Raw genomic sequence first — 25,575 nt, 5'->3', positions numbered from 1 at the left:
CAAATCCGGCTTTTTATTTTTTGTAGTTCTTTATTTCTTAGTTACCATCCTGTAGATTGCAAGTAATAAAACTGAACCTCCGATTGCAACAAGGAAACTTGATAAGTTAAATCCTGAAACATCTACTCCGAAGATCATTGATCCTATCCAGCCTCCCAGCATACTTCCTAAAATTCCGATGATGATCGTTACGATCCAGCCTCCTGGGTCATTTCCCGGATGTAAAGCTTTAGCGATTGCCCCTGCGATAAGACCAAAAATGATCCATGTTAAAATTCCCATAGTTTAAATTTTTAATGTTAGTGAATGTGATTTATTTTCAAGAGATAAAAGTAATTACCTCTTCTTGAAGAATGAATCTACAAACTCTGTACCATTAAATAATTGGAGATCCTGCATCTTCTCACCAACGCCGATATATTTCACAGGAATCTGGAACTGATCTGAAATTCCTATCACAACTCCGCCTTTTGCGGTACCGTCTAATTTTGTTACCGCTAAAGCATTTACCTCGGTAGCGGCTGTGAATTGTTTTGCCTGTTCGAATGCATTCTGGCCGGTTGAACCATCCAATACCAATAAAATCTCGTGAGGAGCATCAGGAATTACTTTCTGCATCACTCGCTTGATTTTAGAAAGCTCATTCATTAAATTGATTTTATTGTGTAGTCTCCCAGCAGTATCGATAATCACTACATCAGCATCTTGAGCAACGGCACTTTGTACAGTATCGAAAGCAACGGAAGCCGGGTCAGAGCCCATTTCCTGCTTTACAATTGTTACACCTGCTCTTTCGCTCCAGATAGTCAATTGATCAACTGCAGCTGCACGGAAAGTGTCTCCTGCGCCCAAAACAACCTTTTTGCCGTCAGCCTTAAACTGATGAGCTAATTTTCCGATTGTTGTGGTTTTTCCTACACCGTTTACGCCTACTACCATGATGACGTAAGGTTTTTTTGAATTGTCAATGTTTCCTGTATTTGCCTGTGGATTTTCCAGCAGAAGTCCTGAGATTTCTTCACGCAGAATACGATCTAATTCGCTTGTATTGACGTATTTGTCTCTGGCAATACGTTCTTCTATTCTCTGAATGATTTTGATGGTGGTAGACGCGCCAACGTCAGAAGCGATAAGTATTTCCTCAAGATCATCAAGAACCTCGTCATCTACTTTGCTTTTGCCGACTACGGCTTTCGTCATTTTTTCAAAGAACCCCTGATTAGATTTTTCCAAACCTTTATCTAGCGTTTCTTTTTCTTCTTTTTTAAAAATATTTTTAAACCAACTCATCTTATGAATTATGGAATTTTAATTATTGTGGCACGAAGGATGTGGTGGATGGATATTTAGAATCTAAAATATATATATTAGAAACATCTAGCATCAGATATCCGACACCCAGCGTATTAAAAGCAAAGATAACAAAAAAACTACCCAAAATATGAGTAGTTTTTTGTATTGTAAATAAAGTTATTGATTATTTTTTCAAATAAGCGTCAACTTCGTCTGCATTCATTACTTTTTCTTCGAAAACGTAAGCTTCTGATTTAGAAGACTTCACCATTTTCACCACTTTAGTCATTTTCTTTGACTGTCCGCTTTGTAGGGTTGCTACTACTTTCTTTGCCATGGTAAATTATATTTATAAATTACTTGATTTCTTTGTGAAGGGTAGATCTCTTAAGAACAGGATTGTATTTTTTCAATTCCAATCTTTCTGTTGTGTTCTTTTTATTTTTTGTAGAAATGTATCTAGACATTCCTGGCATACCGCTTTCTTTGTGCTCTGTACATTCAAGAATTACTTGAACTCTGTTTCCTTTTTTTGCCATGATCTTAGTTCTTTTTAATCAATCCTTCTCTGATGCCTCTTTCGATAGCTTCTTCGATTCCAATCTTGTTAATGATTCTCAATCCATGAGCTGAAACTTTAAGCGTAACGTGCTTGTCTTGCTCTGGAAGGTAAAATTTCTTTTCCAATAAGTTAATTTCAAAACGACGCTTCGTTTTGTTATTAGCGTGGGAAACGTTGTTACCAACCATTGCACGCTTTCCTGTTATCTGGCAAATTCTTGACATATCTCGATGTTCTTATTTGTATAATATTTGAGGTTGCAAAATAACGAATAATTTTTTAGACAGACAAGTTTTCTGCAAAACTTTTATAATAATTTTTTGTATTTTATTCTTATTCTGAAACAATTTTGATTTAGTAGTAGTTGAATACTGCGATCGTAAGCTCTTTCTAGCTTTTTCTCCCTTATGTTTTGTCTAATTTTTTTTAATATTAAACTTTCTTTTTCTGAAATTTGTTCTGAGCCCATTTAATTAAAAAGTAAAAAAGAAGGAAGCCAAAAGAAAAGATAGAAAATCTAGTCAGCAAATCTCCGGATTTTACATAAAAAGTTTCATGGTCATAAAGGTTCACCTTTGCAAATAAAGCTGTTTGATCTCCGTAAAAAGTGTCTTCCAAAATCTCACCTTTTGCATTAATGTGGGCAGAAATTCCGCTGTTTGCAGATCTTGCAATTTCACGTCTCGTTTCGATGGCTCTCAGTCTTGCGTACGATAAAAGCTGTTTGTGACCTTCTGTAACGCCCCACCAAGAATCGTTGGTTACGATTGCTAAAAAGTTTGCTCCTTTCTTTACGTATTCCGTTACAAATTCGCCGTAAATACTTTCATAGCAGATAATCGGAGCAATTTTTCCTTTATTATAAGGATTAGAAAAAGCCACACGTTCATCGTCTTTTCCAAGTGACGCTACGGTTCCACCCAGATTAATCATTGCGTCACCTAAAAGAGGCTTAAAAACGCTCATATATGGGAATATTTCAACGCCGGGAACCAATTTGCCTTTGTGGTAAACTTCAACCTTTTGATTAGGAATAATTTGCACCGCAGAATTATAATTTTCGACCCATAATTGCGGATTGAGTTGATAAGCTTCTTTTGGTAATTTTTCTCCGCTTTTGTAAAAACGATGCGATGAAATTCCGGTTGTGAAAACCGAACCGGGATGTTTGGCTAAAAATCCTTTCACATCATTCAGAAGTCCGCTCTTTTCGAATGCTGTCTCAGAAATAGAGCCTCTCCCAGGAATTGCCGTTTCCGGAGCAATATAATAGTCGATTTTCCCTTTTGTATTTTGTTCGGCTAGCGACAGAAGTTCTTTTACGATGGTGACGCTTTCTTTAGAATATTTTTCGGCATATGGATCTAGCGCTGGTTGTAACATTAACACATTGACCTCGCCGATTGGTTTTTCATTAAAGTTGTGAAATTTAACCAGCGAAATAATCATCGGCACAATGATCAATAAAGTAACAATTGATGAATTTCTGATGAGCGTTTTTCTTTTTCTTTCCGCTTCAAATACTCTGATTGTGTAAAATATGAGCACATTAATTAACAATATCCAGAAGCTTCCGCCGGTTGACCCTAAGGTATCATACCATTGAATAAACTGAGGGTAATCTGAAAAAACATTTCCTAAATTCAGCCAAGGCCAGGTAAATTCCCAGTTTAAGTGAAATTTTTCGAAACTCATCCAGATTGCAACAAAAAAAGCCAGCCCCCAATAACTTCCCTGTGCATTTTTATACCAATGATAGCATTGAAATACGATTGAATATAAAAAGGAATTAACCAAAACAGGAAAAACAACTGCCATCATAGAATGGCTTCCGTCCGGGTTTTTTGAACCGTAAAGCCAGCCTGTAGTTACGATATTCCAGATAATAAAGCAGAGATAAGAGAGTCCGAAAACGACCCAGCTTTTTCTATTAAATTGTGAAAACTTTGAAACGCCGTGTTCCATCATTAAAAGCGGAACAAGCGCAAAAAATATAAAAAACGGAATTCCGTATGTTGGCCACGATACGGATAAAAGCATCGCTGAAATGAGCGTAAGTAAAACGTATTTCATTAAATTATTTTAACATACAAATTTAATGTTTTTGAAATGAATAACTTTGCAAATGATGTTAAAGAAATTATATAAATTCATAATCTTACCATACACAATCTTTCTGCTCTATCTAATGTTTTTTGGGATGGGGAGACATCAGATGGAATATAATATCATTAGAATTAAACCAATTCTTTCTACTATATATTTTATTGAAGAAACGTTTTCGTTAAAAGATATTTTGACAATCGTATTGGGAAATGTTCTGATGTTTATTCCTTTCGGATTTCTAGGATGGGTTTTTCCTCGTCTGAAAGATTTAAAAAGTCTTACAATAGATTTTGTTTCTGTAATTATAATTGTTGAGGCTTTTCAATATTTTTCGAGACGCGGAGTTTTTGACGTAGATGATGTTATTCTTAATACTTTTGGGGTTTGTTTGGGATGGAAAATCTGTGAGTTTCTGGAATTACGTTTTAAATCTTTAGTTGTTTAAAAAGATAATTTCACTCCAAAATATCTACCCGTTCAGTTCTTTTGCTCTTTTTTCAGCATTCAAAATTCCTTTTTGTAAAATTTCCTTAAAATCATTTTCTTCAAATGTTTTCAGAGCAGCCTCAGTTGTTCCGCCTTTTGATGCAACATCTTTAATGAGTTCTTCAAGATTTTTCTCCGAATTATTAATCAAATGATAAGCACCAAGCATCGTCTGTTTTACAAAAAGTTTCGAGAGATTTTCATCAATTCCCATCTTGATTCCGGCTTTGATCATGGCATCAACGATATAATAGAAATATGCCGGGCCGCTTCCTGAGAGTGCGGTGACGCCATCAAGTAAGTCTTCATTTTCCAGATAAACTGATCTTCCAGTACTGTTTAAAAGTCGCTCCACATTCATTAATTCATTGAAGGCAATTCCTGCCGCAGAAGTGTAGCCTGTAATTCCCATTCCGAGAAGAGTAGGAGAGTTTGGCATTGCTCTTACAACCGATTGATGATGAAGTAGTTTCTGGATTTTAGAAATCTTAATTCCGGCCATTATCGACAGAATCATCTGGTTTTCATTGAGTTTGAATTTAAAACAATCTGCAACATGTTGAAAATCCTGTGGTTTTACAGCAATAATAATTAAATCAGCAGTTAATTCTTCAACATCGTGAAAAATAGAGATTTTAGATTTTGGAAACTCTGCAGATATTTTTGGAATTTTAGATTCATTTCTCGTGATCAACTGAAGATTTTCAGGTTTTATGAGATCGTATTTTAGAAATGATTTTGAGAAAGATAAGCCCATGTTTCCGGCTCCGATGATGGCAATTTTCATTTGTGTGTTGTTTAAACGATGAAGTCTTTCAGTTGTTTTCTGAAAGTTATTTAAACATTAAAAGTAATGAATTCTATCGTTAAAACTAGATTTTGATGTATTATTTTTAAATAATATTCACCTCTCTCTCTAATTCGATCCCGAATTTTTCTTTCACCGAATCAATAATCATCGTCGAAAAATCAAAAATTTCTTTTCCCGTAGCATTTCCGGTAGCATTAATGATGACTAAAGATTGTAATTGATGAGAAGCCACATTCCCGATCTGTTTTCCTTTCCAGCCACACTGTTCGATCAGCCAACCAGCAGGAACTTTTACGAAATCTCCCTTTGGATATCCTTGAATGTTTTCAAATTTTTGCTTTAAATCTTCAAACTGAACTAAAGGAATGGTTGGGTTTTTGAAAAAACTTCCCGCGTTACCAATAACTTTCGGATCAGGTAATTTGCTTTGCCTGATATTGATTACAGCTCTAGAAACGTCCTGAATTGTAGGGTTTTGAATTCCTAAGTTTTCCAGTTCGGTTTTTATTGCGCCGTATTCGGTTTTAATGATGTGGTTTTTTCTTGTAAGTTTAAAGGTAACTTCCAGAATTACATAATTATTTCTTCCTTCCTGCTTAAAAATAGAATCTCTATATCCGAATCTGCACTTTTCAAGATCAAATGCTTCAACTTCAAGCGTTTCGAGATTTAAAACTTTGCAGTTTACAAAAATATCTCTTATTTCTGTTCCGTAAGCTCCGATATTCTGCATGGGTGAAGTTCCTACGTTGCCCGGAATCAACGAAAGATTTTCCAGTCCGCCATAGTTTTTATTTAAACAAAACATCACAAAATCATGCCAGTTTTCTCCTGCTTTTGCGGTAACTAGAATTTCGTTTTCATTTAAAATTTCTTCTGTAATTCCTTTTAAATTTAATTTAATAGCTAATCCGTCAAAATCTTTGGTGAACAAAATATTGCTTCCTCCTCCAAGAAAAAGGATCTTGAAAATCTGAGAATTTGCCGGCTTGATTGACTTAATTAATTCTTCTACTGAATTTACTTCTGCGAAATATTGGGCTTTTGCATCGACGCCGAAAGTATTGTAAGCTTTTAAAGAAAAATTTTCGTGCATTAAAGATTTGAATTTTAAATTGTTTTTAGCAGACAAGAATTATGATGCTATTGATGTTTCTTAGGAATTATATTTTGAAGTTTTATTTTAAATTCTTCAAATTGTCTGTAATGTTTGTCGCTGTATGCGTTAACAAATACGTGAGAGTTTTTTGTGGTTTTAATCTGAAAAGTTTCGTCCATACCATCGATTGGCTGAATGCTGGGCGAACTTTCTATCGAATTAAAATTTTTAATTTTGAAAGAAGATGTAAGGTTTTTCCAATCTTTCGTGCTTATTTTATTGTGCCATTCATTATGGGTTTTATTGGCAGACATTCCGCGCTCAAAATGGATGGAATCTTTTGTGATTTTCAGATTGCTATAGCTTCCTAATTCTCCTCCTACATGTGATAATTCGATGAAAGTGATTTCCTCATGATTTGCGGAAGATGTTTTTTTTGCAGACTCATTTTTTGTGCAAAAAAGTAATGTCAGCAATAATAATATTGAAAAAAATATTTTCAGAATATTCAGTTTTATTGCTGACATCAGTTTTATTAGAAATTAAATTCCAGTCTGTATTTTTCGAGAGCGTCTTTCAGAATTGCAGCACTTTTCCTAAGATCATCTTCCTTCAGAACATATGCGATTCTTACCTGCTTTTTGCCCAGTTCGGGGTTGCTGTAGAATCCTCCTGCCGGTGCCACCATGATGGTTTCGTTGTTCAAAGTGTATTTTTCTAAAAGCCATTGTGCGAATATTTCAGTATCGTCTACCGGAAGTTCTGCCACGCAGTAGAATGCGCCTTTTGGCTTAGGACAGATAACACCGGGAATTGCATTCAGTAAATCAACCAATACATTTCTTCTGTGTGTGTATTCTTCTCTCACTGCTCTGATATATGCTCCGTCATTTTGGTGAGCAGCAGTTGCCGCAATTTGTCCTAAAAGTACAGGGCTTAATCTTGCCTGTGCAAAAAGCATCGCGGCATCATGAATTTTTTTTGAGCGGGTAATCAGGCAGCCAATTCTTACTCCGCACATTGAGTATCTTTTAGATTCTGAATCGATAATGATGCAGTTTTCTGCCAATTCAGGAAAAGCAAACATTGAAATTTGCTGTTTGCCATCGTAAACATATTCTCTGTAAACTTCATCGGAAATGATTACGATGTCATATTTTAAAGCAATATCAGCCAATTGCTGAAGCTCTTCTCTTGTATAAAGATATCCGGTAGGATTTCCGGGGTTGCAAATAACGATTGCCCGAGTTTTTGCTGTTATTTTTTTTTCAAATTCTTCAATCGGAGGAAGCGCAAATCCTGTGTCAATTGTTGAGGGTACGGCAACAACATTCACATTGAAGGTACTTGTAAATCCGTTATAGTTTGCATAATAAGGTTCTGGGATAATTACCTCATCGCCATCATCACACAAGGTAGATATTGCGAAGTTCAACGCTTCTGATCCGCCATTTGTTACGATAAAATTATCTGGAGTAAGATCTGTGAAATCTAACGAGTGATAGTAATCGGTAAGTGCTTTTCTGTATTCTATATTTCCTTCAGAAAGTGCATATTCCAATACTTTTAAATCAATGTTTTTTAAAGCATTAAGAGCAGTTTCCGGGGTTTCTATATCCGGCTGGCCGATATTCAGGTGGTACACTTTAGTTCCTCTCTGTTTTGCTTTTAATGCAAAAGGAACAAGTTTTCTTACCGGCGAAGGCGGCATTTGTTGTGCTCTGTTTGAGATGTTGGGCATTGTTCTAAAATTTGTACGACAAAAATAAGATTAAAATTCTTAATAATTAAAAACTATGTAAAGAATGTTATATTTCGCTAGAATTTGAATTTTGTTTAAATTTTCAACAATAACTTTACTGTTGTCTCATTGTGAGAATTTAATTGTTGAATTTATGCTAAAATTGTTAATATTATAGAATTGCGTTTTAGTAGTTAAATTGTAAAATATTAACATATTATAATTAAATTTAAATAATTTGTATTGATTTTTTATTAATTTAGCGCATCTAAAATTAATAATATGAAAACAAATCGATTTTTTGGAATTGCCAGTTTGGCCTTTCTGTTAGCTTCCTCAGGCTTATCGGCTCAGTACTATTATCCGGTATCGGTATCTGGTTTTACGCAAGATGTAATTGCAAACGGAGTTGGTAATGCCAATACCAGTACAACTACTTCGGTTGATGCTGTTGACTTTGCTTATGTAGCTAAAGATTTTCAGTCTACTGCTACAAGTCCCGTACTTTCATACGGTCTTCCTGTAACTGGTCAGTTTATGACAGTTAATACATCTACACCAGGTCTTACTTTCCAGTTAGCTCCTTACAGCGGCAGTAATGCAATAAAGCTGAGTGTAGCAAATGATGTCGGAACATTAACTTTTGCTACTCCTACTGCGGCTTACAATCTTTATTTTTTAGCAACCGGAGGTAGTGGTGATGCAGTTGTAGGAGCAACAGTGAATTTCTCAGACGGAACATCACAGGCATTTACAAATTTAGCGGTGAGCGACTGGTACGATAAACCCAATTTTGCAATACAAGGCATTGGCAGAATTAATATTGTTAGTAACGTATTAGAAGATGGGGCAGGTATTAATCCAAGGATTTATCAGATTCCATTAGCAATAACAGCAGCTAATCAAACTAAAACTGTACAAAGTGTTGCCTTTACCAAAACTTCAGGTTCCGGATTTGTAAATATTTTTGGTGTTTCTGCAGATAAATATACTACATGTTTGGCTCCGACTGCTTCTGTAGTTTCTGCTATTACAGCTTCTTCAGCAACACTAAGCTGGACTGCGCCCGCAACTGCACCAAGCAGCTATGATGTGTACTATACCTCTTCTACGGTTGCTCCGGCTGCAGCAACAACACCTTCGTTTACAGGGGTTACAGGAACAATAATTTCTATGAGTGGATTATCTGCTTTAACGAAATATCATGTTTGGATAAGATCAAACTGCTCAGGAAATGTAGGACAATGGGCTTACGCTACAACTTTCAAATCAGCTTGCGGTGCGGTGACGTCATTATCTGAAAATTTTGATTCTTATGCTACAGGAACTACTTTTCCTGATTGTTGGGCTAGATTTGTTACTACAGGTACCTTATCAATCAGCAGTACTACTCCAGCATCTGGAAATAGAAATGTCTACCAGACGAGTTCAACAACACAAGTTCCAACAACTGCAGTTTTGCCAGAATTTAGTAATATCAGTGCCGGTACTCATTGGCTGAAATTAAAAGCGAGAGTCAATACTGCGACCGGAACATTAAATGTTGGATATGTTACTAATCCTACAGATCCAAGCACTTTTGTCTTAATACAGGCTTTAAGTATTGCCAATACAAACTATACGAGTACTAACCCTGAATATACTGTCATTGTACCGTCTTCCGTTCCTGCAAATGCAAGATTGGCAATTCGTAATACTGCTGATGGTAAAGGTTATTACTGGGATGATGTGGTTTGGGAAGCTGTTCCTTCTTGTTTTCCACCTACAGCACTTACAACTTCTGCTATTACAGCAACTTCTGCTACATTAAGCTGGACGGCACCTACTGCTGTTCCTGCATCTGGATATGAGTATGCTTTTACAACTACGAATGTTGCACCTACAGGAAGTGGAACATCTGTTTCAGGAACCACGGCTACGATAGCTTTACCTTCTCCTTCCACAACCTATTATTTATGGGTAAGATCAAAATGTACTGCCACCAGTGCGAGCGTTTGGATGAGTGCCACAGTTGCTACCAAAGCTATAAATGATGAGTGTTCTGCACCTGTTGCTATTACTCCCGGAGCAACGTTTGGAACAAATCCTGTGATCGCGACAACTGTAGGAGCAACTACTACATCAGATACAACTGCTACTCATAGCTGTCAAAATACAGGCTACAATGAAACTTGGTATTCTGTAATAGTTCCTGCAAGCGGAAGCCTTACTATAGAGACGCAATCTGCAACTGGGTCATCAGTTACAGATACTGTTTTAGGAGTTTATACAGGATCTTGTGGTAGTTTAACGCAGGTTGGCTGTGATGACGACGGCTCAACAGATGGACTCTTCTCTCTTGTCACTTTAACAGGCCAAACTCCTGGAGCTACTTTGCTGATTAGTGCTTGGAATTACTCAAGTTCTACAAACGGACAGTTTAGAATTTCTGCTTATGATGCAACTTTAGCGACTGCGGAAACTTCTGCGGTTAAAAAAGAGGTCAAAGTTTATCCAAACCCATTCAAAGACGTAATCTATATTTCTGAAACGAAAGATATCAAATCAGTAACAGTTTACGATGTTGCCGGTCGTATCGTAAAACAATTAAATGATGCTTCGAAAGAAATCAATTTATCTGAAGTGAAAGAAGGATTGTATATGATTAAAGTAAGCTTTAAGGACGGAACAGAATCTGTTACAAAAGCAATCAAGAAATAACCTTTATTTTTGAATTATTTTTTAGCAGCTTTACGAAAGTAGGGCTGCTTTTTTATTTAAATATTATTTTGTTAATTTGAAAACTTAAAATTGTTATAGTATGCAAATTCCTGCGTCAACTGTAGAAGATTATATCTCTCAAATTCCTGAAGAAAGAAAGGTTGTTTTTAAACAGCTTTTTGATATCATCAATCAAAATTTACCGGCAGGTTTTGAAAACGGCCTCAGCAGCGGAATGATCGGCTGGAACGTTCCTTTGGAAAAATATCCGGCAGGTTATCACTGTACACCGGGCTCACCATTACCTTTTTTGGCTCTGGTTTCACAGAAAAATTTTATTGCACTATATCATATGGGAATTTATGCAAAACCTGAGCTCTTAGACTGGTTCGTAGAAGAATTTCCTAAACATTCTAAAAGAAAACTGGATATGGGAAAATCTTGTATCCGTTTTAAAAAGATGGATGAAATTCCTTTTGAATTAATCGCCGAACTGAGCAAAAAAATGACCGTTGATGAATGGATTAATATTTATGAAAGCAATTTTAAAAAATAATAATGTTGCTAAAATCGTAGCAATTACCTGTTTTTTTATTCTATTAACGGCTTGCAAAAACTCGATTTCCTCGAATCTGAAAAACGGTGATTTGCTATTTGTAACAGCAAAAGAAGACGGACTTTCCGGAGCGATCAATAATGTTACCCAAAAGCAAAAAAATGCCTCATTTGATCATATCGGAATTTTACAAAAAGAAGGAAAAAATACTTTTGTGCTTCACGCGGCCCCAAAGAATGGCTCTCAAAAACAAAATCTCGAAGAATTTTTAAAAGATCAGGCAAATGACGGACAAAAAGTTATTGTCTACAGGCTAAAGCCCGAATTCCGAAATGTGATTCCTAATGCGATTGAAAAAGCAAATTCAATGTTGGGGAAACCTTACAATTTCAATTATATCTTAGACGAAAATTCATATTACTGTTCAGATTTTATTGAAAGAGCATTGAGGAAAGATCATATTTTCAAATTAGAACCCATGACTTTTATTGATCCTAAAACTGGTGAAACTAACACATTTTGGGAAGAATTTTATTCCAGAAAAAAACTCAAAGTCCCGGAAGGCGAGCTAGGGTGTAATCCAAACGGACTTGCCGCTTCAGACAAAATAGAAAGAATTAGAGAGCTTTAAATATAAAGAGAAGGTATAAATCTTCTCTTTTTTTGTTAAAATCAAAAATTATTACCCTACTAATTTTGTAGACTAATATTTTTTTATACTTTTGTTAAGAATTAATGATTCAATATTTCAAGATGTAATTCAGAAAATTTTAATAATCAATTGTTTAAATTATGATGATTCCAGATTTCCAAACCTTGCCAAAAAATGGTCGCCTTGCTAAAAAAGATTTGATCATCGAAGTCGAACTGAACGGCAAAATGAAGTTTGATCATCTTCTACATGTAATTTATCAGCAAACAGGAATCTGCTATAAGGTTTTGAGCGTCAATGTAGAATATATGAACGGAGCAAATTTCGGATCTTTTCAACTACATATCAAAGCAAACGAAGAAGAATCTCAGGAGCTGGAGTTTTTCCTTAATAAACATAAACTGATGAATACAACTGTAGATTATACCTGCAGAAAGTATTCGTAAGCTGTAAGTCCATATAGTTTGAGGAGCGTTCAATGTATTGAGCGCTTTTTTTATTCAATTGTCAGAGAAAAACATTATTTTTAGCTAAAATAAAATTACATATATGATGACAATTATTATTGTTCTTGGGGTCTTAATCATTGCGGCCTTGTACGGAGTTTCCATTTATAACCGTCTTGTAAAATTCAGAAATCTTGTTCAGGAAGCATGGAGCAGTATTGATGTGATGCTGAAAAAACGTCACGATCTCATTCCGAACTTAGTGGAAACAGTGAAAGGATATGCGACACATGAACGCGAAACTTTAGAAAATGTAACTAAAGCCAGAAATCTTGCAGTAGGAGCAGATTCTGTAGAAGGGAAGGAGATTGCAGAGAAAAATCTGAACCAGGCAATGGTAAATCTTTTTGCGGTTGCAGAGCAATATCCTGATTTGAAAGCAAATACCAATTTCCAGCAGTTGCAGGCAGAACTTAGTTCAATCGAAAACGACATCGAAAAATCTAGAAGATATTACAACGGAACCGTGAGAGAAAATAACACTTTGGTAGAATCTTTTCCTAGTAATATCGTCGCTAATATGTACAAATTTGAAAAAGCCAAATTCTTTGAGCTTGAAAATGTTGCAGAAAGGGAAGTTCCAATGGTGAAATTTTAAAGAATGAAAAATATATTTGCGTTTCTTTTTATTATTGTATTTTCCTTTAATTATGCTCAGGAAGCAGAAGGTGCTCAAACTGTGAGTTTAGAATCTGGTACTTCTTATGAAGGTTCTGAAAGGATCATTTCGTTTTATGCAGATATTAATGTTGATAAAAATTCTGGATTAAGCATTACTGAAAAAATAAAAGTACACAGTCTTGGAGATAAAATTAAAAGAGGGATTTTCCGGTCTCTTCCACTGACAAGAAATCTTAATAATACCAGACAGAAAGTGCAATACGACATTATTTCTGTGAAGAAAAATGGGGTAGATGAAGATTATCATGAAGAATTTGAAGATGGTACTGTTAAAATTTATGTTGGAAATAAAGACGTCATTTTAGAACCGGGCGATTATGACTATGAAATAAAATATACGACAGAAAAGCAAATTGGCTTTTTCCCTAAATATGATGAACTTTACTGGAATGTGAATGGCAATGACTGGGATTTTCCGGTGGACAGTATTTCGGCGAGAATCAATCTCCCTGAAGGTGCGCAAATTCTTCAGAACTCGTGTTACAAAGGATCTTACGGAAGTAATTCTCAGGATTGTACTGCCAATATTTTATCAAAATATTCCATTGAATGGAGTGCAGAAAATCTAAGTTCCGGTGAGGGTTTGACGGTTGCTGTAGGTTTTAAAAAAGGTGTGATGGTTCCTCCGCCACCGCCAACTTTTCTTGAGAAGTTCGGGATTTTAATTGCAGGAGTTCTTATATTTTTAGGTTTACTGTTTTATTATTATTCAACCTGGAGAAAGTATGGTGTAGATCCTGAAAAACCCGTTGTTTATCCACAATTTAATTCACCCGACGATCTTTCGCCGGCTTCATTGGGATATATTCAGAATGAAAGTTTTAAAAATAAATTTCTTACCGCAGCCATAGTCAATTTGGCTGTGAAAGGATATGTTCAGATTATTGAGGGTGCAGATTCTGGAATTTTGGGTTTATTTAAATCAAAAATTTACACTGTCAAAAAACTCATAGAACCAGATCAAACGTTACCGAAAGAGGAAATTGGTTTGATGAACAGTCTTTTTACAATCGGCAAAGACATTGTTACTTTTAATGGAGAATATGATCCTAAAGTTCACAATGCGGTAAGTACTTTCCAGTCATCAATGAGGTTTCAGCACGATTCTTTCTTAAAGGAAGGTAATAATTCTAAGAAACTGATATCTCCCATTCTGATTATTTTGTCTGTATATTTCTTAGGATTATTTTTGAGTTTCAGGATTTTCCCAGAGTTCGAGAAAGTTTTTTTAGGGATTTTTATTCTTGCGATGCTAACGGTATTTTTTATAGTTGCGGTTGTCTTGTTTAAATTCTTTCCGGGTTTATTTAAAGTTTTTCTGGCGTTCCCAGTGATTGCCTTCGTGCTTTTGGCGATACTCATTCATAATGAAAGTGATTTTACGATTGACAATAACTTCAATGTTTGCTACATTTTTATTATTTTGAGCAGTATGTTTTTAGTGATTTATCAGTTTTTGATTAAACGGCCGTCAGAAGAAAAACTTCGGAAAAAATCGCTCATTGAAGGTTTCAAAATGTACATGGGTGCAGCAGAAAACGAACAGATTAAATTTCATAATCCACCCGAAATGACTCCGCAGTCTTTTGAAAAACTACTCCCTTTTGCGATGGTTTTAGGAGTTGATGAGATTTGGGGGAAGAAATTTGATGATTTACTTCAAAAAATGTCTGCCGAATATCAAAGCAGTTGGTATGTCGGCTCATCTATGAATCATTTTGCCATGTCGAATGTTCTAAATTCAAGCTTAACCAATTCTATACAGTCTTCATCAACGCAACCTTCAAGTTCTGGCAGCAGTTCCGGTTCTGGATCAGGTGGGGGTGGTTTTTCCGGCGGCGGCGGTGGCGGCGGCGGCGGTGGCGGCTGGTAAAATAACAGTTATGAAAAAGTTGATTCAAATATTTGCGGTACTATTCTGCTTTCTCACATTTGCACAAGACGACTATGTTTTATCGCCTTCCAGCGCTGTTGCAACAGATGTAATTGAACCTGAAGCTGATCAAGAAAGAATTATTTCATTTAATTCAAATATTTCTATTGCAGAAAATGCAGATGTCACCGTTACAGAAATAATTAAAGTATTTGCAAACGGAGGTGCAATTAAAAGAGGTATTTTCCGCGCATTGCCAACTGTAAGAAATATTAACGGTGGGAAGATTGATATTGATTACAAAATTATTGCTGTAGAAAGAGAAGGAGCGAAAGAGCCGCACCACAGCAAAAAAGAAAATGGAGTATTCACGATCTACATTGGTGATAAGGATTATCAACTAAGTTCCGGCATTTATACTTATAAAATTGTTTACAAAACGCAAGATCAAATAGGTAAATTTAAAGGGTACGATGAATTTTACTGGAATGTCAATGGTACAGACTGGGATTTTCCTGTAGAAAATATTCAGGCAACGATTCACCTTCCCAAAAATGCAGATATTCTTCAAAACTCATGTTATACCGGGCTTCATGGAAGTAAAGATAAAAACTGCACGAGTAACAAAATATCTTCCACGGAAATTGTTTTTAAAGCTAACGATTTAAAAGAAAATGAAAATCTTACAGTTGCTGTGGGATTTAAAAATGGAGTTTTAAAAGAACCTTCTTCTTTTTTTAAATGGATGAGGAGAAATTTAGAAAGTCTGCCATTATTTTTGGTTGGAATTTATCTGCTGTTTTTTTACTACAGAAACTGGAAAAAACACGGAGTAGATCCCGAAAAACCAGTGGTAATTCCCCAGTTTAATGCTCCTGGAAACTTGTCTCCCGCATCTCTGGGTTATATTGATAATGGTGTATTTGATGCCAACCTGGTTACCGCGAGTCTTGTAGATTTATCAATAAAAGGCTTGGTGGATATTGATGAGGTAAAAGATAGTAAGGAAACTTTTCTGTCGCGAATATTTATTTTGAAAAAATTAAAAATAGGCTCTCACGATTTACAAAGTGATCAGAAATTACTTTTAAAACAGATTTTTGGAGAGCAAGATACGATATCTGTCGACGGTAAATACAATTCAAATCTTAAGGACGCTATTGAAGATTTTGAAGAAGAGATCGTTACGGAGAATAAAATTTACGTCCAAAACAACTCAAATATAAAGTTGGTGTACAAAGCTCTTAAAATTATTGTCGTGAGTTTTTTCCTTGCGCTGATTATTCATTCGTTCTTTTACCGGAGTTTTGAGGTTTTAGGAATGACGGCTGTAATGAGTGTGTTTGCAGGATTATTTGCAGCAATATTAGTGGTTATATGGGAAGACAGAAATAAAGTTGTATTTTATGTTGTTCTGTTTTTTGCCTGTGCTGTTATCATTCCTTTTTTCGTGATGGCATTTTCAGAGTCTTCCGAACTATCATCATTTCAGTCAAATTGTTATAAATTCCTTATATTTTCAATTGCTTCACTGTTTGTCTTCAGATATTTTATAAAAAGTCCGAGTAGAGAAAAATTAAAAATGGAATCTGAAATTGCAGGCTTTAAGATGTACTTGAGTGCAGCCGAAGAAAATCAGTTGAAATTTCATAATCCTCCGGAAATGACGACCGATGTTTATGAAAAATTTCTTCCCTATGCAATCGTTTTTGGAGTAGAAGGAATTTGGGGCAAAAGATTTAGAAATAAATTACAGGATAGCATAGATTCTCAACCATTAGAAATCAAAAATCAGTTCGATTATAGCTTTGCCGATTCGTTCACAAGCACTTTGAAAGGATCTACGGTGTCTCCTGTAAGCAGTTTTTCTTCATCTTCATCCTCATCCTCAAGTTCTTCAGGCAGTTCTTCGTATTCAGGCGGCTCCGACTCAAGTGGTTCTTCCGGCGGAGGTTCTTCCGGCGGCGGCGGAGGTGGCGGTGGCGGTGGCGGCTGGTAATCTGTCGTGCAAAAAATTATAAAATAATGTCAAATTATCTATAATTAAATATAAAAGCGTTCAGAAAATTACTTCTAAACGCTTCTTTTATTATTAGTTGAGTTATTACCTTAATTGTAATTTTGTCTAAACTTAAATTCTTTCAATATCGGCACCTATCGCCTTCAATCTTCCATCAATATTTTCGTAACCACGGTCGATCTGTTCAATGTTGTGAATGATAGATTTTCCTTCTGCAGATAATGCCGCAATCAAAAGTGCATTCCCTGCTCTGATGTCCGGAGAAACCATTGTTGTTCCACGAAGAGGTGATTCCTGATTCAAACCAATAACGGTTGCTCTGTGAGGATCGCACAAAATAATTTGTGCACCCATATCTATTAATTTATCAACAAAGAATAATCTCGATTCAAACATTTTCTGATGTACCAGAATACTTCCTTTTGCCTGTGTTGCCACTACCAGAATGATAGAAAGTAGATCCGGAGTAAATCCCGGCCAAGGCGCATCGGAAATCGTAAGAATAGATCCGTCAATAAATTTCTGAATTTTATAATGTTCCTGAGAAGGAATGTAAATATCATCTCCGCTTTGTTCAAGCTCAATTCCCAGTTTTCTAAATGTATTTGGAATAACACCAAGTTGATTCCAGTTTACATTTTTAATGGTAATTTCAGATTTTGTCATGGCTGCAAGACCAATCCATGAACCAATTTCTACCATATCGGGAAGCATTGTGTGTTCTGTGCCGTTCAGTTCCGAAACCCCTTCAATAGTCAGTAAGTTTGAACCGATTCCTGAAATCTGAGCACCCATTCTGTTCAGCATTTTACATAGTTGCTGAAGATAAGGTTCACAGGCTGCGTTGTATATTCTTGTTTTTCCTTTTGCTAAAGCTGCTGCCATCACGATGTTTGCAGTACCTGTAACGGAAGCTTCTTCAAGAAGGATAAATTTTCCGTTAAGCTCTTTCGCTTTTAGTGAATAGAAAAATTCATTTTCGTCATAGTGAAATTCTGCACCCAGTTCTACCAAACCCTGGAAGTGAGTGTCAAGTCTTCTTCTGCCAATTTTATCACCTCCCGGAGTTGGCATGTAAGCTTCGCCGTAACGAGCCAGCATTGGTCCCATCAGCATGATCGATCCTCTAAGTTTTGCTCCGTCTTTTTTAAATTCGTTTGATTTAATATAATCGAAATTGACATGATCTGCCTTAAAGGTAAAGTCGCCATGTGCATTTTTGGTTATTTTTACACCAAAATCGCCTAAAATCTCAATCAATCTGTTGACATCATGAATATCCGGAATATTCTTTATTCTTACCTCTTCATCCGTTAATAAAACCGCGCATAAGATTTGAAGAGCTTCATTTTTTGCTCCTTGTGGAGTGATTTCACCTTGCAGTCTCTTTCCTCCTCTTATTTGAAATGTCCCACTCATTATCTTCTATTCTTATTATTGTTGTTATTTGTAAATCTTCTTTTGTTTAGATTGTTGTTAGTATTTCCCTGATTCCTGTTATTGTTGTTGTTCTTGTTAAGATTATTACGGTTGGCTGTAGCGTAATAGATTTTGCTTTTTTCAAGAGATTCAATATTCGTTAAATCAAGTCTGTTTGATGATAGTTCTTTCAGATGACGGAAGATCACATCATCGGTTACATGTTCTTTATTATAAACATTGTAAGATTTCTTCATGTTATTGGCAATCACTTCGATCAAGGCTTCTTTTTCGTCGCCTGGTTCCAGCTCGATTGCTTTCTCTATCAATTGAAGGATACTTTTTCCATAAAATTTAAAATCACCCTGAAGTTTAGGGTATTCCATTCTTTTTGGTTTTTCCTCAAGTTCTTCTTTGGTAGGGAAAGGATAAACGGGATCGATATCCAGATCATGTTTAGCCAAAATATATAAATGATCCCAAAGTTTATGTTTATAATTGTCTTCGTCGCGTAGTTGTGGGTTTCTCTGACCCATAAAATCAATGATTGCCATTGCCATATCGTTTCTCTCTTCTTTCGTAGAAAGCTCCTTGCAACGCTCAACCAGTTGTTGTATAATTCTGCCATATTCAGGCATATTAAGCTGAGTTCTTTGGGTATTGTATTCCATAATATGCAAATATATGGATTAATAAAAAATATGGCTCCAAAATGTGAAAAGTTTATGGTTTTTTAATAAAAATTTTAAAACAATTTGTACATCAATACTCACAAGTCAGTAAAAAATTTTCTGCATTATGAAATTTATTCAGCAAAATGTGTAATTTAGTTGTCAGTTTAATAATTAAAACAATTTTATATGAAAAAAACACATTTATTAGCTTCCCTTGTGGTTTTAGGGTTTATAAATTCTTGCCAGAATAGTGATGAAGCGATTGGTGAAACTCCAGAACAATTAGAAGTACATGACAAAATAGTGAATGTTACTACCCATGACGGAAAACCATTCAGTACAGGAAATTCTTCTTCTGCTAATGGAAAGTTTGTTGCCGGACCCGGTGGAGGAGTTATGATGCAGGGCTTTTATTGGGATGTTCCGGATGGCGGAATCTGGTGGAATACCGTCAAAGACAAAGTGACCGATTGGTCAAATGCAGGAATGAGCGCAATTTGGCTTCCCCCGGCTTCAAAAGCGCAAAATGGTGCGTATTCTATGGGTTACGATCCTACAGATTATTACGATTTTGGAAATTACAATCAAAACGGAACTGTAGAAACCCGTTTCGGTTCAAAGACTGAATTGGAAGGATTAATTACAAAAGCACATGCAGAAAATATGCAGGTGTATGCCGATATTGTTATTAATCACAACAGTGGTGGGCAATCGCAGGCCAATCCTTTTACAGGAACAAACACATGGACTGATTTTTCGGGTGTAGCTTCAGGGAAATTTCAGAGAGGTTACAATGATTTTTACAAAAATTCTTACGGAAACAATGACGAAGGCGCTTTCGGTGGTTTTCCAGATCTTTGTCATGCCAATCCTTACGTGCAAAATTGGCTGTGGGAAAGAGAAGATTCTGTCGGGAAATATTACAAAAATGTAATGAAATTTGATGGTTGGAGGTTCGATTATGTTAAAGGTTTCGGACCGTGGGTTGTCAATAACTGGAACTCAAATGTTGGAGGATTTTCTGTCGGCGAATTATGGGATTCAAATGTTAATACTCTTGAATGGTGGGCAAATAATGCCAACAGTTCGGTATTTGATTTTGCCGCTTATTACAAAATGGATGAAGCTTTTGATAACGGAAATTTAAATGTTTTGAACGACGACATGATGTGGAAGAGAAATCCTTACAAAGCGGTAACTTTCGTTTCAAATCATGACACAGATATTATTCATAATAAAAATTTGGCGTACGCTTACATTTTAACTCATGAAGGATATCCTACAATTTTTTACAGAGATTATGAAGAATGGCTGAACAAAGAAAAGATGAATAATCTGATCTGGATTCATAATAATAAAGCAACAGGAAATACCTCAATTCTTTACACCGACAATGATGAATATATTGCAAGAAGAAACGGCTACAACGGAAATCCGGGATTGGTTGTTTACATCAATAGTTCTTCAAACTGGCAGGAACGATGGATTCAGACCAATTGGGCAAGTCAGCAAATCAAAGATTTTACAGGTAATTCTTCGTGGTATCCTACAACACAGGGAGACAAATGGGTGAAAATTCAATGTCCGCCAAACAGTTATTCGGTTTGGTCATTAAATCAATAATTTTAGAAATTTATAAATCAAAAATCTGTGTAAATCAGTGAGTGAAAGTAGGCTGCTTCAATTGTGAGGCAGTCTTATTTTTTTATCTTAAATTTCAATAAACTTTTTCCTTTCGTCAGGTGTTGGCAGATAACATTTTTGATTCGCCATTTTCATTCTGTTCTCCGAAATTTGATCATAAATCTTATCTCTCAAAAAAGATGGTAGCAGCTTTCCGATAACTGTAAGTTTGTAAATTCCTCCCAGTAAATTGGCGATTTTTAGAACGGCCTCAGATTTTGTAAGGTAATAACTTTTAAGTTTCCAAAGATACATGGTCTTGAATTGTTTCGTTTCGAGACCTCTCTCAGAAAGAAACTTCTGCCCGAATGGTGATTGTAGAGAAGCAAACATAAACTGATCATTTTTATCTCTTTCCAAAATCCACTGAACCCAAAAATTGCAAACACCACATTCTCCGTCAAAAAAAACAATGTGTTTATCGTTCCATTTTTCCTGCATAATTTATTGCATTTTAATTTTGGTATCTTCTATTTGTTTCTTAAAATAAACAACAAGTTCTTTCCTTTGCTGATCCGTAAGTTTTGCGTCCTGATGACCAATATAATAAGATTCTAAAGGCATTTCAGCAGTTTCAATCATTTCAATACATTCTTCCATTTTATGAATCTGTCTCTTAGGTTCGTACATTGCGAATGTGGAGAAATTCAAATTTTGTCTCCCTTCATCGATATGATTTTTTAAAAACCATGAAGAAGGAGCAATATTTGAATACCAAGGATATCGCGTTTCATTAGAATGACAATCATAGCAAGAATTACTAATGAGTTTTGTGATGTTTTCCGGCGTGTTTTTAATTTTCAGAAAATCCATTCCTTCATTCACCGGCGGATTGGTTTTATCAATAGGGAAAAACTGAATGATGATAAATGCAACCAACAATATTGTAAGTATTTTTTTCATAGCTAAATCAATATACGGGATTTTGATTAAATCAAATCTCATGCATAGCTATAAATTTATGAAAAAATTCTGAGTATAGGTTTGTGAATTAGATCTTTAAAAAAAGCTTTTCTATTTTTAAATAATAAAAACCTTATCTTTGCAAAAAAATTGGGCTCCAATAGTTGGAGTAACCCATTGATAATCTGATCCTGAGTATATCTCAAGGATTATTAAACATTTTTTATGTCAAATATTGTTGCAATCGTTGGGCGTCCCAACGTAGGAAAATCCACACTTTTTAATCGTCTGCTAGAAAGAAGAGAAGCTATCGTAGATTCTACTTCCGGAGTTACCAGAGACCGTCATTACGGAAAATCTGACTGGAGTGGTGTAGACTTTACTGTGATTGATACAGGTGGATACGAAGTAAATAGTGAAGACGTTTTTCAGGAAGAAATATCAAAACAGGTGCAGCTTGCAATTGATGAAGCTACTTCTATCATTTTTATGATGAATGTAGAAGAAGGTCTTACCGATACAGATATTGAGATTCATGAAATGTTAAGGAGAGCTAAAAAACCTGTCTATCATGTGATTAACAAGGTAGATTCTTCGAAAGAAGAATTGGCGGCTACAGAATTTTATCAGCTGGGAATCGAAAAATACTACACTTTATCTTCGGCTACAGGTTCGGGTACAGGTGAGATTCTTGATGCTGTGATAAATGATTTTCCAACAACTGATTATAAAGATCCTTTTGAAGGTCTTCCAAAAATCACGATTGCAGGTCGTCCGAATGTAGGAAAATCTACTTTAACTAACGCTTTGCTTGATGCAGAAAGAAATATTGTAACAGATGTTGCAGGTACCACAAGAGACAGTATTCAGACACTTTATAATAAATTTGGTCATGAGTTTGTGTTGGTAGATACTGCCGGAATGCGTCGTAAATCAAAGGTAAATGAAGATCTGGAGTTTTATTCTGTAATGAGATCAATTCGCTCCATCGAATATTCTGATGTGGTGATCATCATGGTAGACGCAACATTGGGTTGGGAATCTCAGGATATGAATATTTTTGGTCTGGCTCAGAAAAACAGAAAAGGTATCGTTATCGTTGTCAACAAATGGGATCTGATTGAAGATAAAACGACAAATACCGTAAGAGATTTTGAGCAGTCTATCAAAGAAAAAATTGGTCAGTTCAGTGATATTCCTATTCTTTTTGTTTCCGCTTTGACGAAGCAGAGAATCTTAAAAGCTGTAGAAATGGCAATGGTTGTTTACGAAGATCGTAAAAAGAAGATCAAAACTTCAAAATTAAATGAAGTAATGCTTCCTGTTTTCGAACGTACACCGCCGCCTGCGAACAAAGGAAAATTCATTAAAATTAAATATTGTGTGCAACTTCCAACGCCTTCACCGCAATTTGTATTTTTCTGTAATCTTCCTCAGTATGTGAAAGAGCCATACAAAAGGTTTACAGAAAACCAACTTAGAAAAGAATTTGGCTTTACAGGAGTTCCGATCGAAGTATATTTCAGACAAAAATAATCGTAATTATTTGCGATTTTAAATCATACAAACAAATCCCTCTCAGTAATTTTCTGAGAGGGATTTTTATTTTAAATTTCATAGTTTTGTGAGCAGAATATTCAAAAATTATGACGGTAGAGCTTTCAAAAACTTTTTCTTTGGTTAATTCGTGGATTAACGAACTTCGAAATGTAGAAATTCAGCACGATCGAATGAGATTTCGTAGAAATATGGAGCGAATTGGTGAAATTTCGGCCTTTGAAATCTCCAAAGATTTAGAAACAAAGGAAATTGAAATTCAGACTCCTTTAGATAAAATAAAAGTTCACGAAATTGCCGTTCAACCGGTTATTACTACCATTTTAAGAGCCGGGGTACCTTTATTTGAAGGAATTTTAAATTATTTTGACAAAGCAGATTGTGGTTTTGTAGCCGCTTACAGAAAACATGATGCCAATGATTATTTCTCAATCAAACAGGATTATCTTACCTGTCCGAATATTGAAGGACGGCCTTTGATTGTTGCAGACCCGATGTTGGCAACCGGAGCATCGTTAATCGAAGCCATTAAAGATCTTTTGACCAACGGAACACCTTCTCAGTTACACATCGTTGTGGCAATTGCCTCCCGACAAGGTGTAGAAACCATTGAAAAAGCTTATCCACAGGCAAAAATTTGGGTTGGAGCCATTGATGAAAATTTAACAACGAAAGGTTATATAACGCCGGGTTTAGGTGATGCCGGAGATTTGAGCTATGGTGAAAAACTGCAGCGATAATTGATGTAGATGAAAAAAAGTTTGATATTGAAAATCGTTAAAGAATTTCTGTACGGAGTTCTTCAAGTTTCTTTAGGGAGTGTCGAAACTAATTTTGGCGTTGCTGTATTTCTTTTAATTGGAGGAATTGTTTTCCTCATAATCCCTGCTGACGAAAAGCCAGCAGTATTTTATTTTTTTGGAATCTTACTTATATTCTTTTCGATCAGAATATTTTATTTATGTACAAAACAAATAGTAAATAAGGATAAAGATTAATTTATATTAAATTTTGCACTCTCGCAGTAAAATCCTTCCGCTCATCATTCATCAACCGCCATCACCAAAATACTCACTTTATTATTTCCTGCTTTCAAAATTTCCCAGGCAATTGTAGCCAAAGTATTTCCTGTGGTGAAAACATCATCAATTATTAAAATATGCTGATTGGAAACGTTTTTAATTAAAGAAAAAGTATGTTGGGTTTCAAGACGGTGTTTTTTATCTTTTAACGCTTGAGCCTTTGAGTAATGGTTTCGCTTAAATAAATGATGATCAAACGGAATAGTATGAAAATCTGAAAGTACTTTTGTAAACAGATGCAATTGATTATACCCTCTCTCTTTCTCTTTTTTGGGATGAAGAGGTACGGTTACCAACAAATCAGGTTTTTCGTTTTTAAAATCCAAACGCTCAATTACCCAATCTGCAAGAATTTTTCCTGTCGTTTCGCGACTTCTGTATTTTAACTCATGAATGATTTTCCGACTGAGATTTTCTTGTTCAAACTGCATCAATGCATAAGCGTTCTCGATCGGAAACAGCAATTTGCATTTTTCTTTTAAACTGTTTTCTTCAGAATATTCAAAATGAGTAAAATGAATTTGTTCAAAACAGAGATTACAGACAAGCAGTTTGCCATTGATAATTCTGTTACAGTGAATGCAGCGATTCGGAAAAAATATATCTAAAATCATTTGTGTGTGTCTGAGTGTAAATTTAATGAAAATATCATATTCCAGCATTACGATTGAAACTCTGGTTTTTTAATCAAATTCTATATCTTTGCAATATGATACGTATTACAAAAATTTTTACATTCGAGACAGCTCATGTTTTATACAATTATGATGGGAAATGTAAAAATATGCACGGGCATTCTTACAAACTTTTTGTTACCGTAAAAGGAAAACCGATCAATGATCTGGAAAATCCTAAGAACGGTATGGTAGTAGATTTCGGAGATATTAAAGCCATTGTAAAAGCTGAAATCGTAGATGTTTGGGATCATTCGGTGTTGATCAACGGGGTTTCTCCGCATAGAGAAATGGGAGAGGAATTAGAAAATAAAGGTCAGAAAGTGATTTACTGCAACTTTCAGCCAACTTGTGAAAATATGTTGTACGCAATTGCTGCAAAAATAAAATCAAAACTTCCTGCGGATGTTTCTTTGGCTTATTTAAAACTTCACGAAACAGAAAACTCTTACGGAGAGTGGTTTGCAGAAGATAACCAATAATTTTTCTGAATTTAA

28 protein-coding genes are annotated in these 25,575 nt (G+C 35.4%); 13 read left to right on the top strand and 15 right to left on the bottom strand.

The features are described 5' to 3' along the window. Positions 1-30: 30 nt before the first annotated feature. From PGH12_RS08910 to lnt, 6 genes are all read right to left on the bottom strand, one after another. On the bottom strand, positions 31-282 hold the full coding sequence (locus PGH12_RS08910; protein WP_267599700.1) for a GlsB/YeaQ/YmgE family stress response membrane protein: 252 nt from the start codon (positions 280-282) through the stop codon (positions 31-33). Positions 283-336: 54 nt separating this feature from the next. Next, positions 337-1,290 carry a signal recognition particle-docking protein FtsY gene (gene ftsY, locus PGH12_RS08905; protein WP_267599701.1) on the bottom strand — a complete coding sequence of 318 codons (954 nt, stop codon included), beginning with the start codon at positions 1,288-1,290 and terminating at the stop codon, positions 337-339. Between the two features lie 187 nt (positions 1,291-1,477). After that, a complete protein-coding gene (locus PGH12_RS08900) occupies positions 1,478-1,630 on the bottom strand; it encodes a DUF4295 family protein (protein ID WP_082002123.1) in 153 nt (50 codons plus the stop codon). Between the two features lie 19 nt (positions 1,631-1,649). Beyond that, a complete protein-coding gene (gene rpmG, locus PGH12_RS08895; RefSeq protein ID WP_027373683.1) occupies positions 1,650-1,832 on the bottom strand; it encodes a 50S ribosomal protein L33 in 183 nt (60 codons plus the stop codon). A gap of 4 nt (positions 1,833-1,836) precedes the next feature. Beyond that, complete coding sequence (rpmB, locus tag PGH12_RS08890) at positions 1,837-2,079, bottom strand: 50S ribosomal protein L28 (protein ID WP_034760742.1); 243 nt, start codon at positions 2,077-2,079, stop codon at positions 1,837-1,839. Positions 2,080-2,287: 208 nt separating this feature from the next. After that, positions 2,288-3,928 (bottom strand): apolipoprotein N-acyltransferase, encoded by a 1,641-nt coding sequence (lnt, locus tag PGH12_RS08885; RefSeq protein WP_267599702.1) that lies wholly within the window; start codon positions 3,926-3,928, stop codon positions 2,288-2,290. A 52-nt stretch (positions 3,929-3,980) separates the two neighbouring features. Between lnt and PGH12_RS08880 the strand changes: the two genes are divergently transcribed. Continuing rightward, positions 3,981-4,406 carry a VanZ family protein gene (locus tag PGH12_RS08880; RefSeq protein WP_442867860.1) on the top strand — a complete coding sequence of 142 codons (426 nt, stop codon included), beginning with the start codon at positions 3,981-3,983 and terminating at the stop codon, positions 4,404-4,406. Between the two features lie 24 nt (positions 4,407-4,430). Here PGH12_RS08880 and proC read toward each other — a convergent pair whose 3' ends face one another. The 4 genes from proC to PGH12_RS08860 all read right to left on the bottom strand — a co-directional run bounded on the left by proC (position 4,431) and on the right by PGH12_RS08860 (position 8,098). Continuing rightward, the gene (gene proC / locus PGH12_RS08875; RefSeq protein ID WP_267599704.1) at positions 4,431-5,234 is read right to left on the bottom strand and encodes a pyrroline-5-carboxylate reductase; all 804 of its coding nucleotides are present in this window, start codon (positions 5,232-5,234) and stop codon (positions 4,431-4,433) included. 106 nt (positions 5,235-5,340) lie between these two features. After that, positions 5,341-6,354, bottom strand: coding sequence for a UDP-N-acetylmuramate dehydrogenase (gene murB / locus PGH12_RS08870; RefSeq protein ID WP_267599705.1), 1,014 nt, complete (start codon positions 6,352-6,354; stop codon positions 5,341-5,343). Between the two features lie 47 nt (positions 6,355-6,401). Further along, positions 6,402-6,884 carry a hypothetical protein gene (locus PGH12_RS08865; RefSeq protein WP_267599706.1) on the bottom strand — a complete coding sequence of 161 codons (483 nt, stop codon included), beginning with the start codon at positions 6,882-6,884 and terminating at the stop codon, positions 6,402-6,404. 8 nt (positions 6,885-6,892) lie between these two features. Beyond that, a complete protein-coding gene (locus tag PGH12_RS08860) occupies positions 6,893-8,098 on the bottom strand; it encodes a pyridoxal phosphate-dependent aminotransferase (RefSeq protein WP_267599707.1) in 1,206 nt (401 codons plus the stop codon). A gap of 282 nt (positions 8,099-8,380) precedes the next feature. Between PGH12_RS08860 and PGH12_RS08855 the strand changes: the two genes are divergently transcribed. The 7 genes from PGH12_RS08855 to PGH12_RS08825 all read left to right on the top strand — a co-directional run bounded on the left by PGH12_RS08855 (position 8,381) and on the right by PGH12_RS08825 (position 17,065). Then, positions 8,381-10,798 carry a T9SS type A sorting domain-containing protein gene (locus PGH12_RS08855; RefSeq protein ID WP_267599708.1) on the top strand — a complete coding sequence of 806 codons (2,418 nt, stop codon included), beginning with the start codon at positions 8,381-8,383 and terminating at the stop codon, positions 10,796-10,798. Between the two features lie 100 nt (positions 10,799-10,898). Further along, positions 10,899-11,354 (top strand): DUF1801 domain-containing protein, encoded by a 456-nt coding sequence (locus PGH12_RS08850; protein ID WP_267599709.1) that lies wholly within the window; start codon positions 10,899-10,901, stop codon positions 11,352-11,354. Beyond that, complete coding sequence (locus PGH12_RS08845; RefSeq protein ID WP_267599710.1) at positions 11,332-11,985, top strand: YiiX/YebB-like N1pC/P60 family cysteine hydrolase; 654 nt, start codon at positions 11,332-11,334, stop codon at positions 11,983-11,985. The genes PGH12_RS08850 and PGH12_RS08845 overlap by 23 nt, the downstream gene beginning before the upstream one ends. A 161-nt stretch (positions 11,986-12,146) precedes the next feature. Then, positions 12,147-12,452 (top strand): cysteine methyltransferase, encoded by a 306-nt coding sequence (locus PGH12_RS08840; RefSeq protein WP_267599711.1) that lies wholly within the window; start codon positions 12,147-12,149, stop codon positions 12,450-12,452. Between the two features lie 103 nt (positions 12,453-12,555). Continuing rightward, positions 12,556-13,110 (top strand): LemA family protein, encoded by a 555-nt coding sequence (locus PGH12_RS08835; protein ID WP_267599712.1) that lies wholly within the window; start codon positions 12,556-12,558, stop codon positions 13,108-13,110. Between the two features lie 3 nt (positions 13,111-13,113). Beyond that, positions 13,114-15,066: a DUF2207 domain-containing protein gene (locus PGH12_RS08830; RefSeq protein WP_267599713.1), complete on the top strand. Its 1,953-nt coding sequence runs from the start codon at positions 13,114-13,116 to the stop codon at positions 15,064-15,066. A 10-nt stretch (positions 15,067-15,076) separates the two neighbouring features. Continuing rightward, the gene (locus PGH12_RS08825; protein ID WP_267599714.1) at positions 15,077-17,065 is read left to right on the top strand and encodes a DUF2207 domain-containing protein; all 1,989 of its coding nucleotides are present in this window, start codon (positions 15,077-15,079) and stop codon (positions 17,063-17,065) included. 132 nt (positions 17,066-17,197) lie between these two features. On the opposite strand, the gene murA is transcribed toward PGH12_RS08825, so the two are convergent. Together murA and PGH12_RS08815 are read right to left on the bottom strand one after the other, a co-directional pair. After that, positions 17,198-18,505, bottom strand: a complete 1,308-nt coding sequence (gene murA, locus PGH12_RS08820; protein ID WP_267599715.1) for a UDP-N-acetylglucosamine 1-carboxyvinyltransferase — start codon at positions 18,503-18,505, stop codon at positions 17,198-17,200. After that, positions 18,505-19,176, bottom strand: a complete 672-nt coding sequence (locus tag PGH12_RS08815; protein ID WP_267599716.1) for a DUF4290 domain-containing protein — start codon at positions 19,174-19,176, stop codon at positions 18,505-18,507. The genes murA and PGH12_RS08815 overlap by 1 nt, the downstream gene beginning before the upstream one ends. A 189-nt stretch (positions 19,177-19,365) precedes the next feature. On the opposite strand from PGH12_RS08815, the gene PGH12_RS08810 reads away from it, so the two are divergent. Further along, positions 19,366-20,802 carry an alpha-amylase gene (locus tag PGH12_RS08810; protein ID WP_267599717.1) on the top strand — a complete coding sequence of 479 codons (1,437 nt, stop codon included), beginning with the start codon at positions 19,366-19,368 and terminating at the stop codon, positions 20,800-20,802. Positions 20,803-20,889: 87 nt separating this feature from the next. Here the strand turns inward: PGH12_RS08810 and PGH12_RS08805 are convergent, their stop codons facing one another. Continuing rightward, the gene (locus tag PGH12_RS08805; RefSeq protein ID WP_267599718.1) at positions 20,890-21,303 is read right to left on the bottom strand and encodes a thiol-disulfide oxidoreductase DCC family protein; all 414 of its coding nucleotides are present in this window, start codon (positions 21,301-21,303) and stop codon (positions 20,890-20,892) included. Positions 21,304-21,306: 3 nt separating this feature from the next. After that, positions 21,307-21,765, bottom strand: a complete 459-nt coding sequence (locus tag PGH12_RS08800) for a heme-binding domain-containing protein (protein ID WP_267599719.1) — start codon at positions 21,763-21,765, stop codon at positions 21,307-21,309. Between the two features lie 225 nt (positions 21,766-21,990). Here PGH12_RS08800 and der point away from each other — a divergent pair, with 225 nt between their 5' ends. The 3 genes from der to PGH12_RS08785 all read left to right on the top strand — a co-directional run bounded on the left by der (position 21,991) and on the right by PGH12_RS08785 (position 24,320). Further along, positions 21,991-23,301: a ribosome biogenesis GTPase Der gene (der, locus tag PGH12_RS08795; RefSeq protein ID WP_267599720.1), complete on the top strand. Its 1,311-nt coding sequence runs from the start codon at positions 21,991-21,993 to the stop codon at positions 23,299-23,301. Between the two features lie 110 nt (positions 23,302-23,411). Beyond that, positions 23,412-24,062, top strand: a complete 651-nt coding sequence (gene upp / locus PGH12_RS08790; protein ID WP_267599721.1) for a uracil phosphoribosyltransferase — start codon at positions 23,412-23,414, stop codon at positions 24,060-24,062. A gap of 9 nt (positions 24,063-24,071) precedes the next feature. After that, positions 24,072-24,320 carry a hypothetical protein gene (locus PGH12_RS08785; protein ID WP_267599722.1) on the top strand — a complete coding sequence of 83 codons (249 nt, stop codon included), beginning with the start codon at positions 24,072-24,074 and terminating at the stop codon, positions 24,318-24,320. Between the two features lie 44 nt (positions 24,321-24,364). On the opposite strand, the gene PGH12_RS08780 is transcribed toward PGH12_RS08785, so the two are convergent. Next, positions 24,365-25,018: a ComF family protein gene (locus PGH12_RS08780; RefSeq protein WP_267599723.1), complete on the bottom strand. Its 654-nt coding sequence runs from the start codon at positions 25,016-25,018 to the stop codon at positions 24,365-24,367. A gap of 95 nt (positions 25,019-25,113) precedes the next feature. Here PGH12_RS08780 and PGH12_RS08775 point away from each other — a divergent pair, with 95 nt between their 5' ends. Beyond that, entirely contained in the window at positions 25,114-25,560 is a 447-nt protein-coding gene (locus PGH12_RS08775) for a 6-pyruvoyl trahydropterin synthase family protein (protein ID WP_047445211.1), read from the top strand. The last annotated feature ends 15 nt before the right edge of the window (positions 25,561-25,575 follow it).

This window comes from Chryseobacterium sp. CY350 (genome assembly GCF_027945075.1).
GTDB lineage: Bacteria > Bacteroidota > Bacteroidia > Flavobacteriales > Weeksellaceae > Chryseobacterium.
This window is presented reverse-complemented; position numbering and strand designations above follow the sequence as displayed.